Origin of the sequence: Cupriavidus basilensis, from assembly GCF_008801925.2 — a bacterium.
In the GTDB taxonomy this organism is placed as follows: Bacteria; Pseudomonadota; Gammaproteobacteria; order Burkholderiales; family Burkholderiaceae; genus Cupriavidus; species Cupriavidus basilensis.
In genome coordinates, this window is record NZ_CP062803.1 from 1,840,699 (window position 1) to 1,861,502 (window position 20,804).

20 protein-coding genes are annotated in these 20,804 nt (G+C 64.6%); 8 read left to right on the top strand and 12 right to left on the bottom strand.

All coding sequences use genetic code 11. The features are described from left to right. Positions 1 to 2 precede the first annotated feature (2 nt). Both F7R26_RS08380 and F7R26_RS08385 read right to left on the bottom strand, forming a co-directional pair. Positions 3 to 1,586 carry a L,D-transpeptidase family protein gene (locus F7R26_RS08380; protein WP_150985843.1) on the bottom strand — a complete coding sequence of 528 codons (1,584 nt, stop codon included), beginning with the start codon at positions 1,584 to 1,586 and terminating at the stop codon, positions 3 to 5. Then, entirely contained in the window at positions 1,583 to 2,038 is a 456-nt protein-coding gene (locus F7R26_RS08385; RefSeq protein ID WP_150985844.1) for a universal stress protein, read from the bottom strand. Before F7R26_RS08385 ends, F7R26_RS08380 begins: the two co-directional genes overlap by 4 nt. Positions 2,039 to 2,318: 280 nt before the next feature. Between F7R26_RS08385 and F7R26_RS08390 the strand changes: the two genes are divergently transcribed. From F7R26_RS08390 to F7R26_RS08400, 3 genes are read left to right on the top strand one after another with little or no spacing between them, the layout of a single operon-like run. Further along, entirely contained in the window at positions 2,319 to 2,819 is a 501-nt protein-coding gene (locus F7R26_RS08390) for a universal stress protein (protein ID WP_150985923.1), read from the top strand. Beyond that, positions 2,816 to 3,424: a lipid-binding SYLF domain-containing protein gene (locus F7R26_RS08395; RefSeq protein WP_150985845.1), complete on the top strand. Its 609-nt coding sequence runs from the start codon at positions 2,816 to 2,818 to the stop codon at positions 3,422 to 3,424. Before F7R26_RS08390 ends, F7R26_RS08395 begins: the two co-directional genes overlap by 4 nt. A 10-nt stretch (positions 3,425 to 3,434) precedes the next feature. Next, positions 3,435 to 3,965, top strand: a complete 531-nt coding sequence (locus tag F7R26_RS08400; protein ID WP_150985846.1) for a flavodoxin family protein — start codon at positions 3,435 to 3,437, stop codon at positions 3,963 to 3,965. Positions 3,966 to 3,992: 27 nt separating this feature from the next. Here the strand turns inward: F7R26_RS08400 and F7R26_RS08405 are convergent, their stop codons facing one another. Next, positions 3,993 to 5,546, bottom strand: a complete 1,554-nt coding sequence (locus F7R26_RS08405; protein ID WP_150985847.1) for a bifunctional aminoglycoside phosphotransferase/ATP-binding protein — start codon at positions 5,544 to 5,546, stop codon at positions 3,993 to 3,995. A 204-nt stretch (positions 5,547 to 5,750) separates the two neighbouring features. On the opposite strand from F7R26_RS08405, the gene F7R26_RS08410 reads away from it, so the two are divergent. Then, positions 5,751 to 6,005 (top strand): hypothetical protein, encoded by a 255-nt coding sequence (locus F7R26_RS08410; RefSeq protein WP_150985849.1) that lies wholly within the window; start codon positions 5,751 to 5,753, stop codon positions 6,003 to 6,005. Here F7R26_RS08410 and F7R26_RS08415 read toward each other — a convergent pair. The 3 genes from F7R26_RS08415 to F7R26_RS08425 form a co-directional block, all read right to left on the bottom strand. Further along, entirely contained in the window at positions 6,002 to 6,283 is a 282-nt protein-coding gene (locus F7R26_RS08415; protein WP_150985850.1) for a DUF1488 family protein, read from the bottom strand. The two genes, F7R26_RS08410 and F7R26_RS08415, sit on opposite strands and share 4 nt — an antisense overlap. Positions 6,284 to 6,452: 169 nt before the next feature. Further along, positions 6,453 to 7,253: a helix-turn-helix domain-containing protein gene (locus F7R26_RS08420; RefSeq protein WP_150985851.1), complete on the bottom strand. Its 801-nt coding sequence runs from the start codon at positions 7,251 to 7,253 to the stop codon at positions 6,453 to 6,455. A 107-nt stretch (positions 7,254 to 7,360) separates the two neighbouring features. After that, entirely contained in the window at positions 7,361 to 7,792 is a 432-nt protein-coding gene (locus F7R26_RS08425; RefSeq protein ID WP_150985853.1) for a response regulator, read from the bottom strand. 274 nt (positions 7,793 to 8,066) lie between these two features. On the opposite strand from F7R26_RS08425, the gene F7R26_RS08430 reads away from it, so the two are divergent. The 4 genes from F7R26_RS08430 (at position 8,067) to F7R26_RS08445 (ending at position 12,426) form a co-directional block, all read left to right on the top strand. Continuing rightward, complete coding sequence (locus F7R26_RS08430) at positions 8,067 to 9,440, top strand: PAS domain-containing sensor histidine kinase (RefSeq protein ID WP_241754462.1); 1,374 nt, start codon at positions 8,067 to 8,069, stop codon at positions 9,438 to 9,440. Then, a complete protein-coding gene (locus tag F7R26_RS08435) occupies positions 9,437 to 10,081 on the top strand; it encodes a response regulator (protein WP_150985854.1) in 645 nt (214 codons plus the stop codon). The genes F7R26_RS08430 and F7R26_RS08435 overlap by 4 nt, the downstream gene beginning before the upstream one ends. Positions 10,082 to 10,219: 138 nt before the next feature. Further along, positions 10,220 to 11,056 carry a universal stress protein gene (locus tag F7R26_RS08440; RefSeq protein ID WP_170301859.1) on the top strand — a complete coding sequence of 279 codons (837 nt, stop codon included), beginning with the start codon at positions 10,220 to 10,222 and terminating at the stop codon, positions 11,054 to 11,056. A gap of 11 nt (positions 11,057 to 11,067) precedes the next feature. Beyond that, positions 11,068 to 12,426: an MBL fold metallo-hydrolase RNA specificity domain-containing protein gene (locus tag F7R26_RS08445; RefSeq protein ID WP_150985857.1), complete on the top strand. Its 1,359-nt coding sequence runs from the start codon at positions 11,068 to 11,070 to the stop codon at positions 12,424 to 12,426. Positions 12,427 to 12,709: 283 nt separating this feature from the next. On the opposite strand, the gene pyk is transcribed toward F7R26_RS08445, so the two are convergent. The 6 genes from pyk to F7R26_RS08475 all read right to left on the bottom strand — a co-directional run bounded on the left by pyk (position 12,710) and on the right by F7R26_RS08475 (position 20,764). Continuing rightward, a complete protein-coding gene (gene pyk, locus F7R26_RS08450) occupies positions 12,710 to 14,128 on the bottom strand; it encodes a pyruvate kinase (protein ID WP_150985858.1) in 1,419 nt (472 codons plus the stop codon). A gap of 217 nt (positions 14,129 to 14,345) precedes the next feature. Further along, a complete protein-coding gene (locus F7R26_RS08455; RefSeq protein WP_150985859.1) occupies positions 14,346 to 15,122 on the bottom strand; it encodes an SDR family NAD(P)-dependent oxidoreductase in 777 nt (258 codons plus the stop codon). 14 nt (positions 15,123 to 15,136) lie between these two features. Then, on the bottom strand, positions 15,137 to 17,011 hold the full coding sequence (locus tag F7R26_RS08460; protein WP_150985861.1) for a TRAP transporter large permease: 1,875 nt from the start codon (positions 17,009 to 17,011) through the stop codon (positions 15,137 to 15,139). 3 nt (positions 17,012 to 17,014) lie between these two features. Next, positions 17,015 to 18,034: a TRAP transporter substrate-binding protein gene (locus tag F7R26_RS08465; protein ID WP_150985865.1), complete on the bottom strand. Its 1,020-nt coding sequence runs from the start codon at positions 18,032 to 18,034 to the stop codon at positions 17,015 to 17,017. Positions 18,035 to 18,082: 48 nt separating this feature from the next. Beyond that, a complete protein-coding gene (locus tag F7R26_RS08470) occupies positions 18,083 to 19,486 on the bottom strand; it encodes a four-carbon acid sugar kinase family protein (RefSeq protein ID WP_150985866.1) in 1,404 nt (467 codons plus the stop codon). Between the two features lie 3 nt (positions 19,487 to 19,489). Continuing rightward, positions 19,490 to 20,764: a ribulose-bisphosphate carboxylase large subunit family protein gene (locus F7R26_RS08475; RefSeq protein ID WP_150985867.1), complete on the bottom strand. Its 1,275-nt coding sequence runs from the start codon at positions 20,762 to 20,764 to the stop codon at positions 19,490 to 19,492. Positions 20,765 to 20,804: the final 40 nt, after the last annotated feature.

The window sequence follows — 20,804 nt, forward strand, 5'->3', positions numbered from 1 at the left end:
CCCTATCTTGCCTGCGTGCTGGCCAAGGCGGAAGCCCGCAGGCGGGCCGACCGTTGCCGCAGCGCCTCGTCAAGCACGCTGTCCAGCCCATAGATATCCGGGAAGAAGTAGATGCGAGCATCGGCCTTGACGATGGCCGTGCCGTAGGCAAGCACAACCGGCAAGGGCTGGCGCAGCCGCAGCGTGCTGGATTCTCCCTTCTCCATGGCCTGGCGGATGCGCGCCTCGGTCCAGCCGGGCGTGTCCTGCAGCACGAAGCCAGCCAGCGCCTCCGGCGCCTCGACACGGATGCAGCCATGGCTCAGGTCGCGTCGGTCCCGCGCGAACAGTTGCGGGGTGGGCGTGTGATGCAGGTAGATGTTCTCGTTGTTGGGGAAGACGAACTTGATGTCGCCAAGCGCATTCATCGGGCCCGGGCGTTGCCGTATGCGCAGTTGGCCGCGCTGGACCGCATCCAGGCTGGCAGCCGACAGGGTGGTGATCACCTTGCCGTCGCCAGTGACGAACTCGAAGCCTTGCCGCTCGAAATAGCCGGGATCGCGGCGCAGCCGGGGCACGGTTTCCGCGCGCGCGATGGACGGCGGCACGTTCCAGTAAGGACTGAACTCGATGAAGCGCATGTCCTCCTTGAACAGCGGCGTGCGCGTATCGAGCGCCTTGCCCACGATCACCTTCATTTCCGCCTTGACCTGGATGGCGCCGTCGTGGATTTCGTAGGCGCGCAATACGAACTCCGGCACGTTGACCACGATCATGCGCGGGCCCTCCAGCAGGGGCGTCCAGCGCAGGCGCTCCAGCGTCAGTTCGATCTGCCGCACGCGGCCGGCGAGCGGCGCGTTCAGTTGCGCGAACGTGCCCGCGCCGATGGCGCCATCCGCCTCCAGCCCGTGGCGAACCTGGAACGCCTTGACGCCCTCCACCAGTTCGCCTTGGTAGCGTTCCGGGACCGGCGTGGCGGCGGGCAGGTCGCCTAGTGCGATCAGGCGCTGCGCCAGCACCGGCAGCCCGGCGTAGGCCTGCCCGGGCACCAGCTTCCTGCCGGGCAGCGGCGGCAGCGGTGCCTGCCAGGCCGGGTGGCCTGCCAGCGCGCGGTAGCGTGAAAGCGCCGCGCGCAGGCTGGCGTAGAGCGGGAACGACGGCGCCGCCTGCCGGACTGCCTCGGGCAGGTCCTGCCCGGCGACGGCTGCGCGCAGGAGGCGCGACGGATCGAACTGCCGGTCCGGCGCCGGGGCAAATTTCTCGTGGATCGTGCCGGGATCGACCCGGCCGCCGTGCAGGTCGGCGAGATAGCGCTGCATTGCCGCCGTCAGCCTCTCGTCCAGCGAGGCGGCGGCTTCGGGCGTCAGTGGCGGCCCGTGCGCGGCCTGGCCCAGCGCGCGGTGCAGGCCCTCGGCATCATAATCGCGGGGGTCCAGCCCGTCGGCCGTGGCGCCGTCGAGGATGCCGGCGGCCTGCCAGGCCTGGGCATTGGGATGGCCCTGCGAAAACCAGAGCGCTGCCGGCGCGGCCTGCACGGCCAGCGCGATGCCATGGCAACTCAAGGCCCATGCGGCCAGCAGGCCGGCAAGGACCCGGGGCGCCCTCATTCCTCGATCTCGCTGCGCACCATCAGCACCGGCTTGTTGCTCTTGTGCACCACGCCTTCGGACACACTGCCCATGACCAGGCGCCGGAAGCCGCGGCGGCCGTGCGTGCCGATCACGATCAGGTCCGCATTCCAGCGGTCGGCTTGCTCCACGATCGTGGTGGAGATCTGCCCGGGGGAAACGGGCTTCTCGAGGATCAGCGTCGAATGCGGGACGCCGGCATCCGCCAGGCGCGCGGCGGCCGCTGCCAGCGCATCGCGTCCCGCGGCCAGGATGCCTTCCATCAGTTTGCGGGGGTCGTAGCTGCCCGCCGTGAAGAAGATATCGTTGTCGTCCGCCACGAAGAGCACCTTTACCTCGCTGCCGGTCGCCTTGGCCACCGTGATGGCCTGGGTCAGCGCTAGTTCCGAAGAGCGGCTGCCGTCCACCGCGAGCAATATTCTCTGGTACATGGTCCGTGCCTCCTGGCTGGATGTCGCCATGTTGCAATGTCGATAGTCGATAGGAAAGCGCGCATGGGAGCGGCTTCCATCTGCAGCTTAGAGGGCTGGGCACGGGACGTATTGATGCACGTCAAGCCACCCGGGCGCTGCGCACAAAGCGCGCAAGCGGCGCGTGCCCGGGAAAGCAGCAAATGCCATGATCTACATCAACACCATGCTTGCCCGGGCGTACACACTGGAAGCGTCTGCCGCAAGCTGCGGCGCCTGTCTTTCCAGCGGGAGGTACAAGATGTACAGCAAGATCCTGGTTGCCGTGGATGGCAGCGAGTCCGCCGATCGGGCGCTGGGGGAGGCGCTGCGCCTGGCCGCCGCGCTGCGCTCGGAACTCACCGTGGTGCATGTGATCGATAACAGCTACCTCAGGTACGAGGTCGGCTACATCGACCTGACAGACCTGCGTGCCGGCCTGCTCGAAGGCGGGCAGATCCTGCTGGACGAAGCCAAGGCCAAGGCGGCGGCTGCGCAGGTGACATGCAAGACGCTGATGGTGGATGAAGCCCTGGCGCTGGGCGACGTGGCCAACGCGATCGAGCAGGTGGCGCAGCAGACCGGGGCGGAGTTGCTGGTGCTGGGCACGCACGGACGCCGCGGCGTGCGGCGCTTGCTGATGGGCAGCGTTGCCGAAGCGCTGGTGCGGCAATGCCGCCAGCCGGTTCTGCTGGTGCACGCGCCCCAGGCTGAGGCGAACGCGGCCACAAAGCTGGCATCCGGCGCGACGGCGAAGCCATGACCCCAACGTTGCCGGCTGCCGCCAGGCGGCGGCGCCTGGCATGCCGGGCGCTCGCCGGAGCTGCCGTGCTGTGCTGCGCAGCAGGCCTGCCGGCGCCCGCGTGGGCAGGTCCAGCCGCCGACAAGCGCGTGCTGGATGCCGACGAGCTCGATGCGCGCTGCGAAGCCGTGCTGGTGCGCCTGATGGCGCGCAACCCCGGCGTGCGGGCCCTGCTGGACAAGGCCAGCGGCGTGCTGGTGTTTCCCGATGTGCTTGCCGGCGGCGCGGTGGCGGGCGTGGAGCAGGGCGACGGCATGATGCGTGGCGCAGGCGGGGACAAGGCCTATTACCGGCTGATTGGCGCCTCGCTCGGGGCGCAGGCGGGCATGGCATCCAGGGCCGTGGTGCTGGTGTTCCTGACCGGGCAGGCGCTGGAACGCTTCCGTGCCAGCCAGGGCTGGACCGTGGGCGTGGACGGGTCGGTGTCCGTCCTGAGCCTGGGCATCGGTGCCAGCCTGGATAGCAACACCGTGCGGGGCGATATTGCGGGCTTCGTGCTGGCCAACGGCGGCGTCATGATCAGCCTGTCGCTGGTCGGCACGCGGATAACCCGGATCGAGAGCTGAGGAGCCATCGATGGAAAAGATCCTGATCGTTTATTACTCGCGCACCGGCACGGCGCGCCAGGCCGCGGAAGAACTGGCGGCGCAATCCGGCTGGCCGCTGGCGGAGGTCGGCGACCAGGCCAGCCGCGCCGGCTTGCTGGGCGATGTGCGCTGCGTGCTCGATATCTTGTTGCAGCGCCATGTAGGCTACCGCTACGCCGGCCCGGCGCTGGACGATTGCCAGCGGCTTGTCATCGTCGCACCCATCTGGATCGGCCACTTGGCCGCACCCATGCGCAGCTTCCTGCGTGACCACATGCCACTGACCTGCAAGACGTCGGTGATCTGCGTGATGGCCCGGCAAGGCGCTTTCCGGGCGGCAGAGGAGGTCGCCCGGCTGGCCACGGAGCCGCCGTCGCCGGTACTGGCGCTGCGCCAGGCCGATGTGGCCAGCGGGGCGGCAATGCAGGCCCTGCGCGCGCTTACCGAGCAGGTGGAAGCCGCCAATGGCCGCAGCGGCGGCGCGCAGCGGCCAGCATGGCTGTCGCCCAAGGAAGCCTGAGCGGGCAAGTTGCCACGAACCGCCCAATCAGCCGGACAAAACGGTATCGCCTATGCGCACCACATGGCGCCATTCATCGCTGCCCAATGGCTCCTGGGCGCGCCGCTGCCACTCCAGCACCTGGAGGTCCGCCTCGGAAGGATCGCCGCCCTGGCGCGCGCGCGTGACGATCCGTTCGCGCAGGGTGGCCAGGCTTGCATGGCAGTCGACGATGGAAAAGCCAGCTCCACGGCGCGCGGCCAGCGACGCAAACCGCCGCCGCTCGGCGCGCGCAAGGAAGGTCGCATCGGCAATCATGGGGAATCCGGCGCCACTGCCGAGCCGGCAGATTGCCAGCAGCCGCCGGTAGACGCGGGCGGTGTGTTGCGCCGTGTAAAGGTCGCCGTGCGCGTCCGGATTGCCAGGTGTATCGGCAAGTTGATGGCCATGTGCAAGCGCAAGGCGTTTGCGCTCCACGTCGGCGCGCACGCGCACCATGGCCGCGGCCAGCGCCAGCTGGTGGGCAACGGTGCTTTTGCCGCTGCCCGAGAGGCCATGCATGATGGTGATCGCGCCCGGATTGCGCGTCAGCGCGGCACTGGCCAGCGCGAGCAGATCGTTGCAGCGCATCTGCGCCGCCGCCATTTCCGCGGCGGTGCCGGTGCCGGTGCCTGCCGCGCTGCGCTGGTGCGCCCGCTCGAGCAGCACGCGGGCGCGCACCACGGCGCGCAGCGCCGTGTAGAACGGCAATATCGCCAGGCCGGCATAGTCGCCGCTGCATTCCAGGTAGGTATTGATCAGCCGGTAGGCCAGGTCTTGCCGGCTGGCATGGAGCAGATCCATGAAAACAAAGGCGGTATCGCTGATGGTGTCGATCCAGCGTAGCCCCGCATCGAACTCCAGGCAATCGAATGGCGTGGGCTCGCCATCGATCAAGGCGATATTGCCAAGGTGCAGGTCGCCGTGGCACTCCCTGACATGGCCGCTTGCCAGCCGCTTGGCAAATGCCGGTTGCAGCGCCACGGCCCGCTCGCGCAGCAGCGCCGCCACGCGTGCCGCCGCGCCGGTGCCCGAGGCGAGGGCGGCAACGCCCGCCATGGCTTGTTGCGCCACCGCCGCGATCCGTGCCGGCGTGCCATGCCCGGTGCCGCCGCTGGCGACCGGCGCGGCCAGGTGGATCGCGGCAAGCCGGCGGGCCAGCGTCTCGACATGGGTGCCGGTTAGCCGGTTTGTCTGCGCCATCGCGCAGAACAGGTCTTGCTGGCGGAAGCGGCGCATCTTTACCGCGTACTCCAGCGCTTGGCCGGTACCGCCTACCCGGACCTCCCCGGGGTCGGGTCCCGCCACGATCGGCACCACGCCGAGGTAGAGCGCCGCCGCCATCCTGCGATTCAGTTCGAGTTCGGCCTGGCAATCCGCCTCGCGGGCGGCCAGCGTGCCGAAGTCGACGAAGTCCAGGCGCACGGGCTTGCGCACCTTGTAGGCAAAGGGCCCGGCAAGGAAGACTTGCGAGATGTGCGTCTCGATCAGGCTGACCTTGCCCACCGGATGCGGGTAAGCCGCGGGCCGCATCAACGCTTGCGTGAGTGCCGCCGGTTCCATGCCGCGTTCTCCCAGGTGCCTGTCTCCCCGATTGGACAGGTCATGTACCCATGCTATGCACGTGCCTGGAAGTTAGCTTGATGCGGATCAAGCCGAGCGGCAACCACGCGCCTATATTGAAGCGGAACGAGGGTTCGGCGCGGCAGGCCACGGGCGTGACAAGCCGGTGCGCGCAAGCGCCGGCAACCGGAGGCGGCGATGAAGATGACAGTTCCCCACCAACTTGCTACGGGCGGCTGCGTGAGCCGGCGCGGCCTTGCGGCTTGCCTGGCGGCCATGCTTTGCGCTGGTTGCGCGCCGGGACCCGAGTGGTGGCGGCCGCCCAGGCCCAAGGCCGACGCGATCGCGCCCGCCGCCCCGATGCACGCCTGGAATGCCATGCGCCTGTCCGATCCGTTGCTGGCAGCCACTGCCGCTGCCATCGAGGCGCCGCGCCAGCCGGCGCACGCCTGCGTCTAGCGCGCGAAACGGAAATGACCGCTGTGCAGCACGATGTGGTGAGCCGAGGTCATTTCAAACAGTTGCTGCGCCACGCATTCGATATCCTCGCGGTGCCCTTCGAAGGCTTGGATGAGGTCGTCCGGCCGGTACGAACGCGCACCGAAGTGGTCTTCCAGTGCCTCCGCCGTGATCGCGTAGCTGGCCGGGATGCCGTCGACGCTGGCAGCGCACTCGAGACAGAGATCAGCCGGGCGATACGAGGGGATGGTTTTTGCAAAGACGATCTTGATGGTCATGGCCTCGACCCCGGGGAAGAGAAACAAGGAAGGTGCAAAAAGGACGGCGCCATGAAGTGCAAGGCGGAGCACGGGAAAGGCGAGCGCCGCGGGCACGCCGCGGCAGCTTTCTGCCAGTCTAGGCACTACGGTTGCAGCCGCAAGGGGCGGCTTGTGCAACGGTGCCCGCCTAGATGCGGTCCAGCGCGTCAAGATCCAGCAAGGTCACGCGCTTGCCCTTGACCTCGATGAGGCCATCGCGCTGGAAGCGCGACAAGGTGCGGCTGACGGTCTCGAGCTTGATGCCCAGGTAGCTGCCGATTTCTTCGCGCGTCATGCGCAGCGCGAGGTCGCGCCGGGAGTAGCCGCGCGCATGCTGGCGCGCCGAGATATTGAGCAGGAATGCCGCAACGCGCTGCTCGGCGCACAAACTGGCGAGCAGCAGCATCACGCCCGATTCGCGCACGATCTCGCTGCTTAGCATGCGGTGCACGTGCTGCTGCAGCGAGCGCATCTCGCGGCAGAGCGCTTCTAGCAGATGGAAGGGAATGACGCACACCGCGCTGTCTTCCAGGGCGATGGCGTCGCAGGCGTGGTGCTCCGTGCAGATGCCATCCAGCCCGAGCGTCTCGCCGGTGAGGAAGAAGCCGCTGACCTGCTCGCAGCCGTTCTGGTGCGCCAACACCGTCTTGAACGATCCGGAACGCAGCGCATAGATGCTCTGAAAGGCGTCGCCGGCCCGGTAAAGTGCTTCGCCGCGCCGGACCATGCGCCAGTTGTGGATCACGGCATCGAGCCTGGAGCGATCCGCATCGTTCAGGTTGCCACCCATGCAGATGGCGCGCATGGCGCAGCTTGAGCAATTTGCCTTGTGAGACACCGTGGCCGGCGGGGTGGGTTCCAGGGGCAGGAAATCCAGCAATTGGGGGCTGTGAAAGGCCTGGGGCATCGCCGCAGGCGCTTTCGCTTGCTGTTGCAGGTACGCTGACATGGCTGATTCCTTTGTCTCTGGTCTCTTATCTCTTGCCCCTGGCCGCTCGGACTGGCCACTGCGCTCGGGCGTGTTTGCCGCCGATGCCGGGCAAAGCGCTGCGCGCGCTATGCCGCGGTGTGTTCCGGTGCCGCCGCCCGAGCGCTTATCTTCTGCGCCGCAAGGCGCAGCAGGGTGCTGCGCAACGCGTCGAATTCCATGGTCTTGTCGAAGAAGTACGACGCGCCAGCCCGCAGGCAAGCACTGCGCATTGGCGCCGCCGGGCAGTTGCTCAGGACGACCACGATCGCCTGGCGGCGCATTTTTCGCAGGCCCTGCAGTGCGCTCAGCCCCGATCGGCCATACCGGCTCAGGCTGAGGATGACAACGTCGGGCAACAGGATCTGCGCGGCCAGCAGTGCGGCGCGTGGCTCGCGGGCCTGGGCGAGCAGTTCCACTTCCTGGATCGATCTGAGCATCCTGGCCTGCCGCGCGCCGATCAGGGCCGAGTCCTCGAGCAGCAGGACGCTCAGACGATCGGGAAGAAACATGGTGTTCATGCCATCGAGTATGGTTTGCGCCGTGGCAGGAAAAAAGAAGCGGTCGCTGAGAGTGCTGTCTGAATGAGGAAGGCCCCTGTCAGGCAAACCTGACAAAGACCATAGGCTATCCGGACGATGGCACCCCCTATGCCCACCTCGCTATATTGCGAGCACATCACAGAGGGCGTGTGCATTTCACCCAAATCGCCTACCTTTACAGGAGAGCCTCCGGCGATCCTCGCGGGATCCACGCAGGACTTGCCGACCCTCCGGGAGCACTTCGCGACCAGCCATGGCGACCAACGAGCCTCCTTCACCGAATTTGCCTTCCGCGCGCAAGGCATCGCTTCACGCCACGCTTGGCGAACTGGCGGCAGGTGGCGCCGTGCTCGCGCTGCTCCTGCTGCTGGCACTGTGGTTCATTACCGTGCTTGCCCCCCGGCCAGGCGGCCTGGCCGCGCCGATGCTCGGCGCCTGGGGCCTGGCGGTGGCAGTGGTACTGTCGCTGCTGCTGGTGCGCCTGCGGCGGCTTCGGCGCGCGGGGGAAGACAACCTGGCGCGCATCCAGGACAGCGAGGCTCGCCTGGCAGGGATCATCCGCTCGTCGATGGAAGCGATCATCACGGTGGACGAAGCGCAGTGCATTGTGTTGTTCAACCCCACGGCGGAGCGTCTTTTCGGGTACACCTCCGCCCAGGTGACCGGCCGCCCCCTGGCGGACCTGATTCCGGCGCGCTTTCGTATGGCACATGAGGCGCACGTACGCCGGTTCGGCGTCACCGGGGTCACGGACCGGCAGATGGGCCAGCAGCGGGTACTGCATGCGCTGCGCCAGGACGGCACGGAGTTCCCCATCGAGGCTTCCATCTCCCAGACGCAGGACGGCGCCGGCAAGCTGTTTACCGTCATCCTGCGGGACACCACGGAGCGGGTGAGGGTGGAGACGGCCCTGCGGCAGTCGCGCGAGGAGCTCCAGCAACTCTCCGACCGGGTCCAGGCATCGCGGGAAGAGGAACGCCGCCGTATCGCCCGCGAGTTGCACGACGACCTGGGCCAGCGCCTGAGCGCGCTGAAGATGGACCTGGCTATCCTCGTCAGCGACCTCATGGATGCCGGAACGGCGCCTGCCTTGCTGGACCAGGCCGCCGCCATGCACCTGGTCATCGACGAAACCGTGGCTTCGGTGCGACGCATCGCCGCCGACCTGCGCCCGGCGTTGCTGGACGAGCTCGGCCTGATCCCGGCGATCGAATGGCTGGCAAAGGAGTTCTCCGCCCGCTATGGCGTCAATGTCATCACCCATGCCGCCGAGGAGGAAGACGTCGGCGAGCACGCGGCCACCGCGGTATTCCGTATCGTGCAGGAGGCGCTTAGCAATGTCGTGCAGCATGCGCAGGCCAACCGGGTCGATATCGAGCTGGTTCGCCAGGACGACCATTTTGAGCTGACCGTGCGGGACAATGGCCACGGCAATGCCGCCACGCAGCCTGCCGGTGGCGAGCGGGTATCGCTGGGGCTGGTGGGGATCCGGGAGCGCGCACGGCTGCTTGGGGGCACCGTGGCGACAAGCCAAGCGCCTGGCGAGGGCTTCTGCCTGACCGTGCGCTTTCCGTTGGCCACAGCCACAGCCACAGCCACAGCCGCGAGCGCGGAGGCAAGCCCATGATCCCCGTGATGATCGCCGACGACCACGCCGTGATGCGCGACGGGCTGCGCCACATCCTGAGCCGCGCGGGTGGCTTCGAGGTGGTGGGTGAGGCGGTGGATGGCGCTGCCGTGCTGCAGATGGCGCGCGACTGCAAGGCCCGGGTCATCCTGCTGGACCTCTCCATGCCCGGGCGCAGCGGGCTGGAGTTGATCAGGCAATTGCGCGTGGAGCAGCCCGAGCTGCGTATTCTGGTGCTGACCATGCATGCCGAGGAGCAGTACGTGGTGCGCGCGTTCCGGGCCGGGGCGGCGGGCTACCTGACCAAGGAAAGCGCGGCCACGGAGCTGGTCAGCGCGATTGGCAAGGTCGCGGCGGGGGGCACCTACGTGAGTCCCGCGATGGCCGAGAAGCTGGCCAACAGCCTGCAGGACGAGCGCCGCGAGGATCCCCACCTGCGCCTGTCGGATCGCGAGATGGAAGTCTACCGCCGCCTGGTGCTGGGCGAGCCGCTGACCGAGATCGCTGCCGCCTTGTGCGTCAGCGCCAAGACCGTAAGCACCTACAAGATGCGGTTGATGGAAAAACTGCGGTTGCCCAGCGAGGCGGCGCTGGTGCGCTATGCGATCCAGCATCGCCTGTTTGACGAAGGCGATATCTAGCTCCTGCGCTTCCCGCGCTTACCGCGCTTCCCGCGTTTGCTGCGCTTGATCTGGGACAAAGTGCGGCAGGCGCGCTGTGCCACCATGAACTGGACCGGGTCTGCCAGCAGGCATGCTCGCCAATACATGGAGCACATCATGGACTACCGGACCGTGCTGGTCGCGCTCGGAGCGGATCCCGACTGCGCATCCCGCGTCAGGATGGCTGCCGACCTGGCAGCCTCTTTTGGCGCGCATGTCACCGGCGTCAGCGCCACCGGCCTGCGCCTGGACCCGATCCGGGGCGCGGGCGATGACGCTGCGCGGCATATGGCGGCGTCGCGCGGCAGGCTGCTGTCGCAGGCCACGCTGCAGGGCGAGATACTGAGCAGCACCATGGCGGCGCAGGCGCCGGGCGTACCGTTCTCGCACCGCGTGGTGGAGGAGGAAACCGGCTGGGTCCTGGCGCAGGAGGCCCGCGTAGCCGATCTGGCCGTGATGGCTCGGCCGGTGGCAACGCAGGAAGTGGCATCGCTGGGCGCCGGGGCGGCCGAGTACGTGCTGCTTAACGCCGGCCGCCCGGTATTGCTGGTGCCGCAGGCGTTTCGCCGGCTGCATGGCGGGCACGTGGCGATCGCATGGGACGGGCAGCGCGAAGCGGCCCGGGCCGTGGCCGACGCCATGCCTTTGCTGCTGCGCGCCAGCCACGTCACCATCATCGGCGTCTGGGACGATCGCGGCGAACCGCGGGCGGACTCGGAGCCGGTGGCCGGCTTGCGGCATTACCTGCAGCGCCATGGCATCGTGGCCGGCGTGCGCAACGTGCAGAAGGCGGGGCCCGTCGCCACCTGTCTGCTCGACGCGGTTGGCGCGCTGGGGGCCGACATGCTGGTGGCCGGGGGCTACGGCCACTCGCGCATGCGCGAACTGATCATGGGCGGCACCACGCGCACGTTGATGCATCACGCGCCGGTGCCACTGTTGTTGTCGCATTGACGGAGCGCGCCATGCAGCTGCAATTTCTCGGCGCGACCGATACCGTCACGGGGTCCAAGTATGTGCTCGACACCGGCCGCAGCCGCGTGATGGTGGACTGCGGGCTGTTCCAGGGCTACAAGGCGCTGCGCCTGCGCAACTGGGACCGCTTGCCGGTCGATCCGTCCACGCTGGACGCGGTAGTGCTCACGCACGCGCATATCGACCATAGCGGATACCTGCCGCTGCTGGTGCGCAACGGCTTTCGGGGGCGGGTGTTCTGCACCATGGGCACCGCGCAGCTGTGCCAGATCCTGCTGCCCGACAGCGCGCACCTGGCGCAGGAGGACGCGCACTACGCCAACCGCAAGGGCTACTCGCGGCATCAGCCGGCGTTGCCGCTCTACGACGGCGCGGACGCCGTGCGCGCCTTGCGCCGGCTCGACCCGTTTCACTACGACACGCGGGTGCGGGTGACGCCCGACGTGGAGGCGGAGTTTCATCGCGCCGGGCATATCATCGGCTCGGCCATCGTGACGCTGCATGTGGATGGCAAGCGGATTGTGTTTTCCGGCGACCTGGGACGCCAGCACGACGTCGTGATGCGCGCCCCGGAGATCCTTCGCGAAGCGGATCACTTGCTGATCGAGTCCACCTACGGCGACCGCGCCCATCCCGCGGAGGATCCGCTCGACACGCTGGGCGAGGTCGTCAGCCGCACCATCGGGCGCGGCGGCAGCGTGGTGATTCCCGCGTTTGCCGTCGGGCGCACCCAGGCGCTGCTGTATTGCCTCTACAAGCTGCGCGAGCAAAACCGTATTCCGCAGGTGCCGGTCTACCTCAACAGCCCGATGGCGATCGACGCCACCACGATCTTCGCCCTGCACCCGGACGAACTGCGGATCGATCGCGCCGCCTGCGCGGCGGCCTGCCATATCGCCATCCTGATCCAGAGCATGCAGCAGTCCATGTGGCTGAACCGTGACCGCGCACCCAAGATCATCCTGGCCGGCAGCGGCATGGCAACCGGCGGGCGGGTGGTGCATCACCTGGAGACCTATGGCCAGGATGCGCGCAATACGATATTGCTCTCGGGCTTCCAGGCCGCCGGCACCCGCGGCGCGGCGCTGGCCTCGGGCATGCGTGAACTGCGCATCCATGGCAAGCAGGTCGCCATCCAGGCTTCGGTGGAGCAGATCACTTCACTCTCGGCCCATGCCGACGCCAATGAACTGATGACGTGGCTTGGCGGCTTCGGCGGCCCGCCCCGGCAGACCTTCGTGGTGCATGGCGAGCCGTGCGCGAGCGACGCCCTGCGCCAGCGGATCGAGCGGGAGCTGCGCTGGGCGGTCACGATGCCGGAGTATCTTCGTTCATACGCGCTGGACTAGGCGGGCATGGCAAGCGGTGGCCGGCGCCATCCCCGCCGGCGTCTCGGCGGCATTTCGGCGTCAACTCGGCGGCATCTCAGCCGGCATGGATGGCCCGCTTCTGTGTAGCGAGCGCAGGCGACTTTGACTGGTGCAGCGTCAGGAATACCGTCCAATATCCAGCAGCACGTCGCATTCCACGGTCCGATTGCCACGGGAATCGATTACTTCGCGGCCGATGATATCAACGATAGTGCTCAACTTTATCTCCTTGAAACAGTTTGGATTTGAGATCAGGACGCGCTTATTCAACCTGCGCAATTCGTAACAGGTTCGTCGTCCCAGCTGTGCCAAATGGCATGCCCGCCGCGATGACAATGGTCTCGCCTTTTTTTGCCAATCCCTCGCGTGCTGCGGTCTGGCACGCAAATACGGTCATTTCCGAGACTGCTGCAACGTCGTGGTTCACGACCGGGTGTACCCCCCACACCAGGGCAAGCTTGCGGGCGGTACTGAGCTTGGGCGTCATGCCTATAATGTGTGCTTTTGGACGTTCCCGCGCCATGCGTAAAGCGGAGTAGCCAGAGCTGGTATAAGCGACGGTGGCGGCGACACCCAGCAGGTCTACGACATTGCGCATTGCCAATCCGATTGCGTCGGCAATCTCAGCACGTGCAGGGCTATGGGATTCCTTCATCGTCTCGACGAAGAATGGATCGGCTTCGGTCTGATCAATAATGCTGCTCATCATGCGAACCGCTTCGATCGGAAACTTTCCCGATGCGGACTCGGCTGACAGCATCACCGCATCAACCCCGTCGTAGATCGCGGTTGCGACGTCCGACGCTTCTGCGCGGGTGGGCACCGGCGCATTAATCATCGACTCAAGCATTTGCGTAGCCACAATCACGGGCTTTCCCAACTGCCGACACATGCGTACGATGCGCTTTTGAATGGCCGGCACCTGCTCCGCAGGCATTTCCACCCCGAGGTCGCCACGAGCAACCATGATGGCGTCGGAAGCCTGCACGATCTGTTCGAGCTGGTTGATGGCTGCCGGCTTTTCCAGCTTCGCCAGAATTGACGCCCGGCCTTTCACGATTTCCTTGGCTTCTTCGATATCTTCGGGCCGCTGCACAAAGGAAAGCGCAACCCAGTCGATGCCCAGCGCCAGCCCGTAGTCGAGGTCTCTTCTGTCTTTCTCGGTCATTGCAGACATGGGCAAAACCACACCGGGGACATTGACCCCCTTGCGCTCTGACAGCATGCCGCCGTTAATCACCCTGGTATCAGCGAAGTCGGGGCCACAACGCTCGACTTTCAAATGGATCTTGCCATCGTCGAGCAGCAGTCTTGCGTCTTCGGTCAATGCAGCAAAAATTTCCGGATGGGGAAGCGAGACGCGGCGCTGGTCTCCTGGCTTTTTATTGTCCAGATCAAGACGAAACCGGGCACCGTTCTCCAGCATGACCGGTCCGTCAGAGAATGTGCCAATACGCAGTTTTGGCCCCTGCAAGTCGAGCAGGACGCCAATAGGACGCCTTACCTCCGCTTCAACCGTCCGGATGATGTCGAGCCGTCTCTTGTGATCCTCGTGCGTGCCATGGCTGAAGTTCATCCGGAATACGTCGACCCCGGCATGAAATAGCGCTTCAATGGTTTCCTTGGTATTGCTTGCCGGTCCGATGGTAGCGACAATTTTTGCCTTGCGATTGCGGTGCATGCCAGTCTCTCTTTAGTCCGCTGCTGTGATCAACGTCGCGCGAGAATCATTCATGTTTGTAAGGATTGCCCAGCGATGAATGCATCATGACCAGGTCGTTCCAGTTCGGGATGATTACGGTCAGCTTCCCCCGGACGACGGCCGCAGATTGCGGCTGACTTACTTTTTCCTCAATGCCGTTTGCGTTCTCTGCTTGCCGAAATACTCAAGTCCACCCTTACGTCAGCTTGCGCGCTCCCGATGCCAGAAAACCACCATCTACCGGCAAATCTACACCGGTGGTGTACCCGGCCTCATCGCCGACAAAATACATCACGGCCGCAGCAATTTCCGCAGTCGATCCATAGCGATCCATAGGAATGGCGTGGGTATATTCCTTGCGGAACTGGTCCGTGTGAAGCACGCGGGTCATCGGCGTGTCGACCGGGCCAGGCGATACCGTATTTGCAGTGATGCCATGCTCGGCGAGTTCCACGGCCATCTGCCGCGTCAGCGCAATGACTGCTCCCTTCGATGTACCGTAGGCAGTGCGCCCCGTGCCCACAGAACGCTGCCCGGCGACCGATGCCAGGTTCACGATGCGCCCCCACTTGTGCTTCAGCATCAGTCGCGCTGCATGCTGGGCGCACAGTAGCGTGCCGGTGACGTTGACATTCATCGTTGCGAGGAAATTTTCAAGCGGAAATTCCAGGAATGGAAAAACCTTTGCGATGCCGGCGCAGTTCACTAGCACATCGCAGCGGGCATGCCGGCTTTCAATTTCGGTAAAGGCCTGTGCCACGGACGCAGCATCGCCAGCGTCGATCTGTTGGGCCTCAGCGCGCAAGCCTGCTGCGCTGAGCTCCCCCGCGCGACCTTTTGCGGCTTCCATGTCGCGATCTGCGACGACTACCGTGTAGCCCGCTGCACCAAGGCGCTGACAGATTTCCGCGCCTATGCCCATAGCGCCGCCAACCACGACGGCAACGCGATCCTTATTGCTCTGATTTTGCATTCTGTTCTCCTGTGTTACAGAAAGCCGATGGAGATCCATGGCACCGCCGCGACAATGATCAATCCGACAACCATGGCGGCGATGTATCCGACGATGGGGCGAATTCCTTCGTCCGGGTGAACTTTCGAGATCGCGCATGCCGCGTAATAGCCAACCCCGAAGGGCGGCGCAAAAAGGCCGATACCCATCGACAGGATCACGACCATCGCGTAATGGACTTCGTGGATGCCGATGGCATGTGCTATTGGAAATACCAAAGGCCCGAACAGTACGATGGCCGGTATCCCTTCCAGCACGCTGCCGAGGATCACGAAAGCCAAGATGGAAACAGCCATGAAGCCTACGGCGCCGCCTGGCAGCGAGCGCATCACATCGGTGAGGGTGCGCGAAAAACCGGATTGTGTGAGCCCCCAGGCCATCGCGGTGGCCGCGCCAATGATCAAGAGAATCGCGCCGGACAGACTCGCCGTTTCCACTAGCATCGGGTACAAGCGCCGGAAGTCGAACTTGCGATAGATGAGAAGCCCGGCGACCACCGCGTAGACGATGCCGATCGTTGATACCTCCGTTGCCGTCGCGACGCCCTCGACCACGGCGGCGCGGATGATGAAGGGAAGCGCGATTGCAGGCAAGGCCACCACGAAGGCCTTTGCGATCTCGGCCCGGTTTGCCCGCGTCACCTGCGACAAGTCCTCACCGCGATAGCGCCAGAACACCACGCCGATCAATCCAATGGCGAGCACAATGCCCGGTAGCATGCCCCCTGTGAACAGGGCCGAGATCGACACGCCCGTCACCGAGCCGATCGTAATGAGTACGATGCTCGGCGGTATGGTCTCTGTCTGGGCGCCGGTTGCCGCCAGCAGGGCAACCAGATCGCCTTCCCTTGCACCGCGGTTTTTCATTTCGGGGAACAGCACCGGCGCGATCGCAGCCATGTCGGCCGCCTTGGAGCCGGAAATCCCTGATACCAGGTACATGGCGCCCACCAGCACATAGTGCAGGCCGCCGCGCACATGGCCCAGCAGGGTCGCCAGGAAGCCCACCATCGCGCGCGCCATGCCAGTCATCTCGATTAACTGCCCCAGAAACACGAACAGCGGCACCGAAAGCAGGATGAGATGGCTCATTCCCTCATCCATGCGGCCAACCACGATCAGCACCGGCGTCGTGGTGGTCAGCATGATGTATCCCAGCGTGGCCAGACCGAATGCAAATGCGATCGGCACGCCGGCAAAGACACAGGCCGCGACCACGACAACAAAGAAAATCACCAGATTAAAGTTGCCGAGCTTCTGGAATAGCGGTTGCAGCATCCACATGCCGACTATTAACACCGCCGCGAGCGCAAGCGCCTTGCCCACGGTCTTTCGGTCGGAGAACTGGGCCAGGCGCAACAAGGAAAGTAGCGCCATCATGCCAAAACCCACAGCCATAGCCGCTACGCGCCAGCTATTCGCGATATCCAGTGCCGGCGTGCTGATCATGGCTTCCTCTTGCGCATACTCCAGCGCATGTGGCAGCACTAGCAACAGAAACACCAGCGCAGCCACCGTTGCCAGCACGTCGACGAATGCGCGCGTGGCTGGAGAAAGCTTGCCTACCACAGCTGTCATACGCATGTGCTCGCCTTTTTCGAAGGCTACGGCGGAGCCCAGCATGGCCAGCCACAGGAACAGGATGGAGGCAAGTTCATCTGACCAGATCAGTGGGGTGTGGAAAACGTAGCGGCCGATCACTCCGGCCAGTAGAACGAAAATTTCTACCGCCACTAGCAGCGCGGCAGGTACCGCCAGGCAGTGCCCGAGCAGGCGTTGTAAGCGCGCCGCGCCGGCGCTGATGGCGTCTCGCGGCTGATTTGCCGCGGCATTCGTGCGTGCGATGTGCATGGCTCACCCCAATTTTCCGGTGTACTTCTCCAACATCGCCCATGCTTCCTCGCCGTATTTCTTGCGCCACTCGGCATAAAAACCCGACTTCGACAGCATGGCGCGGAACGCAGCCGGATCCGGCGTGTTGAAGACCATTCCCTTTGCCTGCAGATCGCTGTGTAGCGAGGTGTTCAACCTGGCGACGTCGCCACGCATGTCTAGGGCCGAGCGGTTAAGGTGTTGCGCCACGATCGGTCGTACCTTTTCCGGCAAGCGGTTCCATGCTTTCACGCTGCTCATGCACCAGTAGCCATCCCACATGTGATTCGTCATGGAGCAATACTTCTGCACTTCGTAGAGTTTGGCGATCGAGATGATAGACAGCGGGTTTTCCTGGCCATCAACGACCTTGGTTTGCAGCGACGAGTACACTTCGGCGAAATTGATTGAAGCCGGCGCCGCGCCAAGATGCTGGAACAGTGATGTCCACAGCGGGCTCACCGGGACGCGTATCTTCAGGTTTTTGAGATCACTGGGCGTGTTAATCGGTCGAACGCTGTTGGTGATCTGGCGGAAGCCCGAACTCCAGATATTGTCCATGGCCATCAGCCCGACTTTGGTGAACTGACTGCGCAGGAATTTGCCCAGATCGCCGTCCAGTGCCTTGTGCACGGCGTCGTCGTTAGGGAAAGCAAAGCCTAGCCCGTACATCGACGACACCGCTACCAGCTGTGATAAGACATTCACTCCGGAGACAGTGAAAAAATCAATGGCTCCGGCTCGCAATTGAGACAGCATGTCGGCATCGTTTCCGAGCTGATTGTTTGGGAAGACGTTGATTTGTACCTGTCCTCCCGTTTCCTTCACGATGCGTTCGGCTGCCTCGTTGGCGCGAATGTTCAGCGGATGGTTTGCCGGCAGGTTGGTGCCGAACTTGAGACGGATTTCAGCGGCGCGAGCGGACTTCGGCATGATCAGCGCTGGAGCGGCCACTGCAGCTACGGCGCTGATCAGGACTTGACGGCGTGTGAATCGATTCATGGTTTTTGTCTCCTTATCGTTCTGATAACATCTTTGTGTTTCTACACTTCAGTTCCGTGCAGTTCCGTGTAGAGCTTTGACAAAGTAATCGGGCTGGCCCATCTGGCCGCCCTTCAGTGCAATCTCCAGGTCGGCAAGATGCGGCTGATCCGAAAGCACACGGCACAGCGGGGCACCAGGCGCAAGGCGGGCGGCAACTACCAAAGCGTCGGGCGCTAGGTGCTGGGTGACATGGCTGGAGGTGTCGCCGCCCGAAACGAGCAGGCGCTTGATGCGCACCGCACGTAATACGCCATCGACAAGGCGGCCTAAGCGCTGTGCAAGCAGCCGCCCGCCAACGTGCTTGGCCATGTCCTTGCTCATGCCTTGTCCTATCAGCAGCGATGTCATTGCCGCGATCCGGTTATCGTCGGGACCGCGGGCGGTATGTGCCATGACGCTACGCCCCGCACGCAATGCCGCCACCGCCTCGCCATGCAGGCGCTCCAACTCGGCTTCCCATCGTTCATCCGCGACCAGGCTGGATGCATCTACAGCAAGGTCGACGAATCCATGTGCAATGGCGGCGTCGACCTGCATCTTGCTTAGTGGCGAAGCGCTGCCGGACACGGCGAGCACCTGCGGGATGGCTTTGAAGTATTCATATTGCGTGGTATCCACGGCGGCTGCCTTTCCTGCCTCGCGCCACCATTGGGTCATCGCGTATTCCAGTCCCGATGAGCCGACACAGAACAGCGGACGGGAGCGGCCGGCGCTGAGACGTTCAAGTAGGCGTCCGACTTGCGTCAGATGGGCTGAGGTAGTTCCATCGAAAACGATGCCGCCTGACTCGCTCGAAGAGATGCCTGCCAGCTCGCTATCCATCGCTGGGTGCCCTGCTTCGTACAGCGGCAGCGTGAAGTTGGCGATAGCCTGGCGAGTTTGCGCCCCCAAGTGCGCTGCCAAGTCTGCTTCGGACATCGGCGTGGTCGGATGGCGGCTCATGATGGGGTGGCGATCCAGCCGGTACACCAGACCATCCGTGCCAGAGCGGGCAAAGAGGTGGCCGAAGGCGCAATACCGGCCGAGCGCAGGCGTTGCCGCGACAATCGGAATAGGGCCCGCACCGAATGCCTTGCGAGCGAGATCCATGACGCGGCCGATACTTCCGACGGCGGCGGAACTGTCAAAGGTGGAACAGACCTTGTAATGCACCAACGGCACAGGTAGCGCTGCCAGCGCGCCCAGGGTGTGCGGCAGGGTTTGATCCATTTCCTCGGGGGACATGCTACGGCTGTCGCCAGCGACGCCAATGGCATCGAACGAGCCCAGTGCGTTAAGCGTCTCGACGCTGGGTGGCTTCAGGAACAGGGCGCAGCGCAGTCCGGCGAATGCAAGCACTTCCAGCGCATCGGTGGAGCCGGTGAAGTCGTCGCCGTAAAAAGCCAGGCGCAGCTGTGACTTGGCATCCATGCTTTACATCCGCCCGAAGTGAGAGAGGGCGCGGGCGAGCGCCGGGTGGGTTAAGGCATCGGAGTCAAGGCTTTTCCCCGCAACTGCGGCATCCCAGCCTTCGCGCATGCTGGCCACGCCGGCACGAATGCCGTCCGGGTGGCCGATGATGCCGCCGCCGGCGAGATGCATCAGGTCCGTCGATTGCAGCTGCCGATACATATCCGGCGCTTGGGCGGCCCATTGTCCCGATGAGAACACCGGCATGACTGCCGGTACACCGGCAAATGGAGACAGGCAGGCGCGCGCAGAGCACAGCACCGACTCATCCGGCTCCCAAAATTTGCTGCGCAAGCCGTTGACATGCAGATGATCGACGCCGGCCAGGCGCCAAAGCTTCTGGTAGGCGTTAAAGCTAAAGCCGAGCGAGGGATGGCGCGTCAGGCTGCCCCAGCCGTTGCGGTGGCCATGGATTGGCAGTTGTGAGTGCCGCCGCAGGTGTTCCACGCCCGCGAATCCTGCCCAGTTGACGCTTACCATCACGCACGTGCCGCCGGCCTGCAGGACCGTATCGTGCTGGCGCAGCATGTCATCGATCGAGCCCGAGATATTGAACGCGTACATCGGCATGCGCCCCAGACGGTCGGCATGTTTGTGCAGCGCCGACATCACAGCCGCCACGCGGCGCTCGAACGGTTCGTACGGCGGATTGGCTATCAGCTCATCATCTTTGATGAAGTCGATGCCAGCACCGCAGAGTTCGTCAACCATCGCGGCAGTCTGTTCCGCGGTGAGCCCGATGCTGGGCTTGACGATGGTACCGATCATTGGCCTGCCATGAACGCCCGCCAGGCGGCGGGTGCCTTCGATGCTGAATGCGGGTCCCGGAAATTGAGACGCATAGTCCACCGGCATATCCAGGTCAAGCAGGCGCAGACCAGTGACTTCCCCCAACTCGAACAAGTTGCCGGCCAAGGTTGCGAGCAACACCGGCAGATTGGGACCAACATTTTCGATCGGGAAAGCGATCTCAATTTCGGCGCGGTGAAATACGCCCTGGCTGCCGCGGCGTTCGATATAGGCGCTCCGCAGTGAAGGCTCTAGCGTTGGCGGTAATGAATGGATATTCACGACACGGGCGCGGGAGCGTTCCTTGAGCTGGGCAGTTTCGCCGGGCAGCGTCAAAAAGGTGCCACTTGATTGCTCGCCGGCGATGACTTGTGCAATCTTCTCGGCGGGAAGCGAACTCTCAACGAAATACCGAGCAGTAAACTCGGCGCGTGCAGCGGTAATAGTCATGGGTTCCTCTGATTTTTTCTCCCAGCAGTTGCCGGGCAAT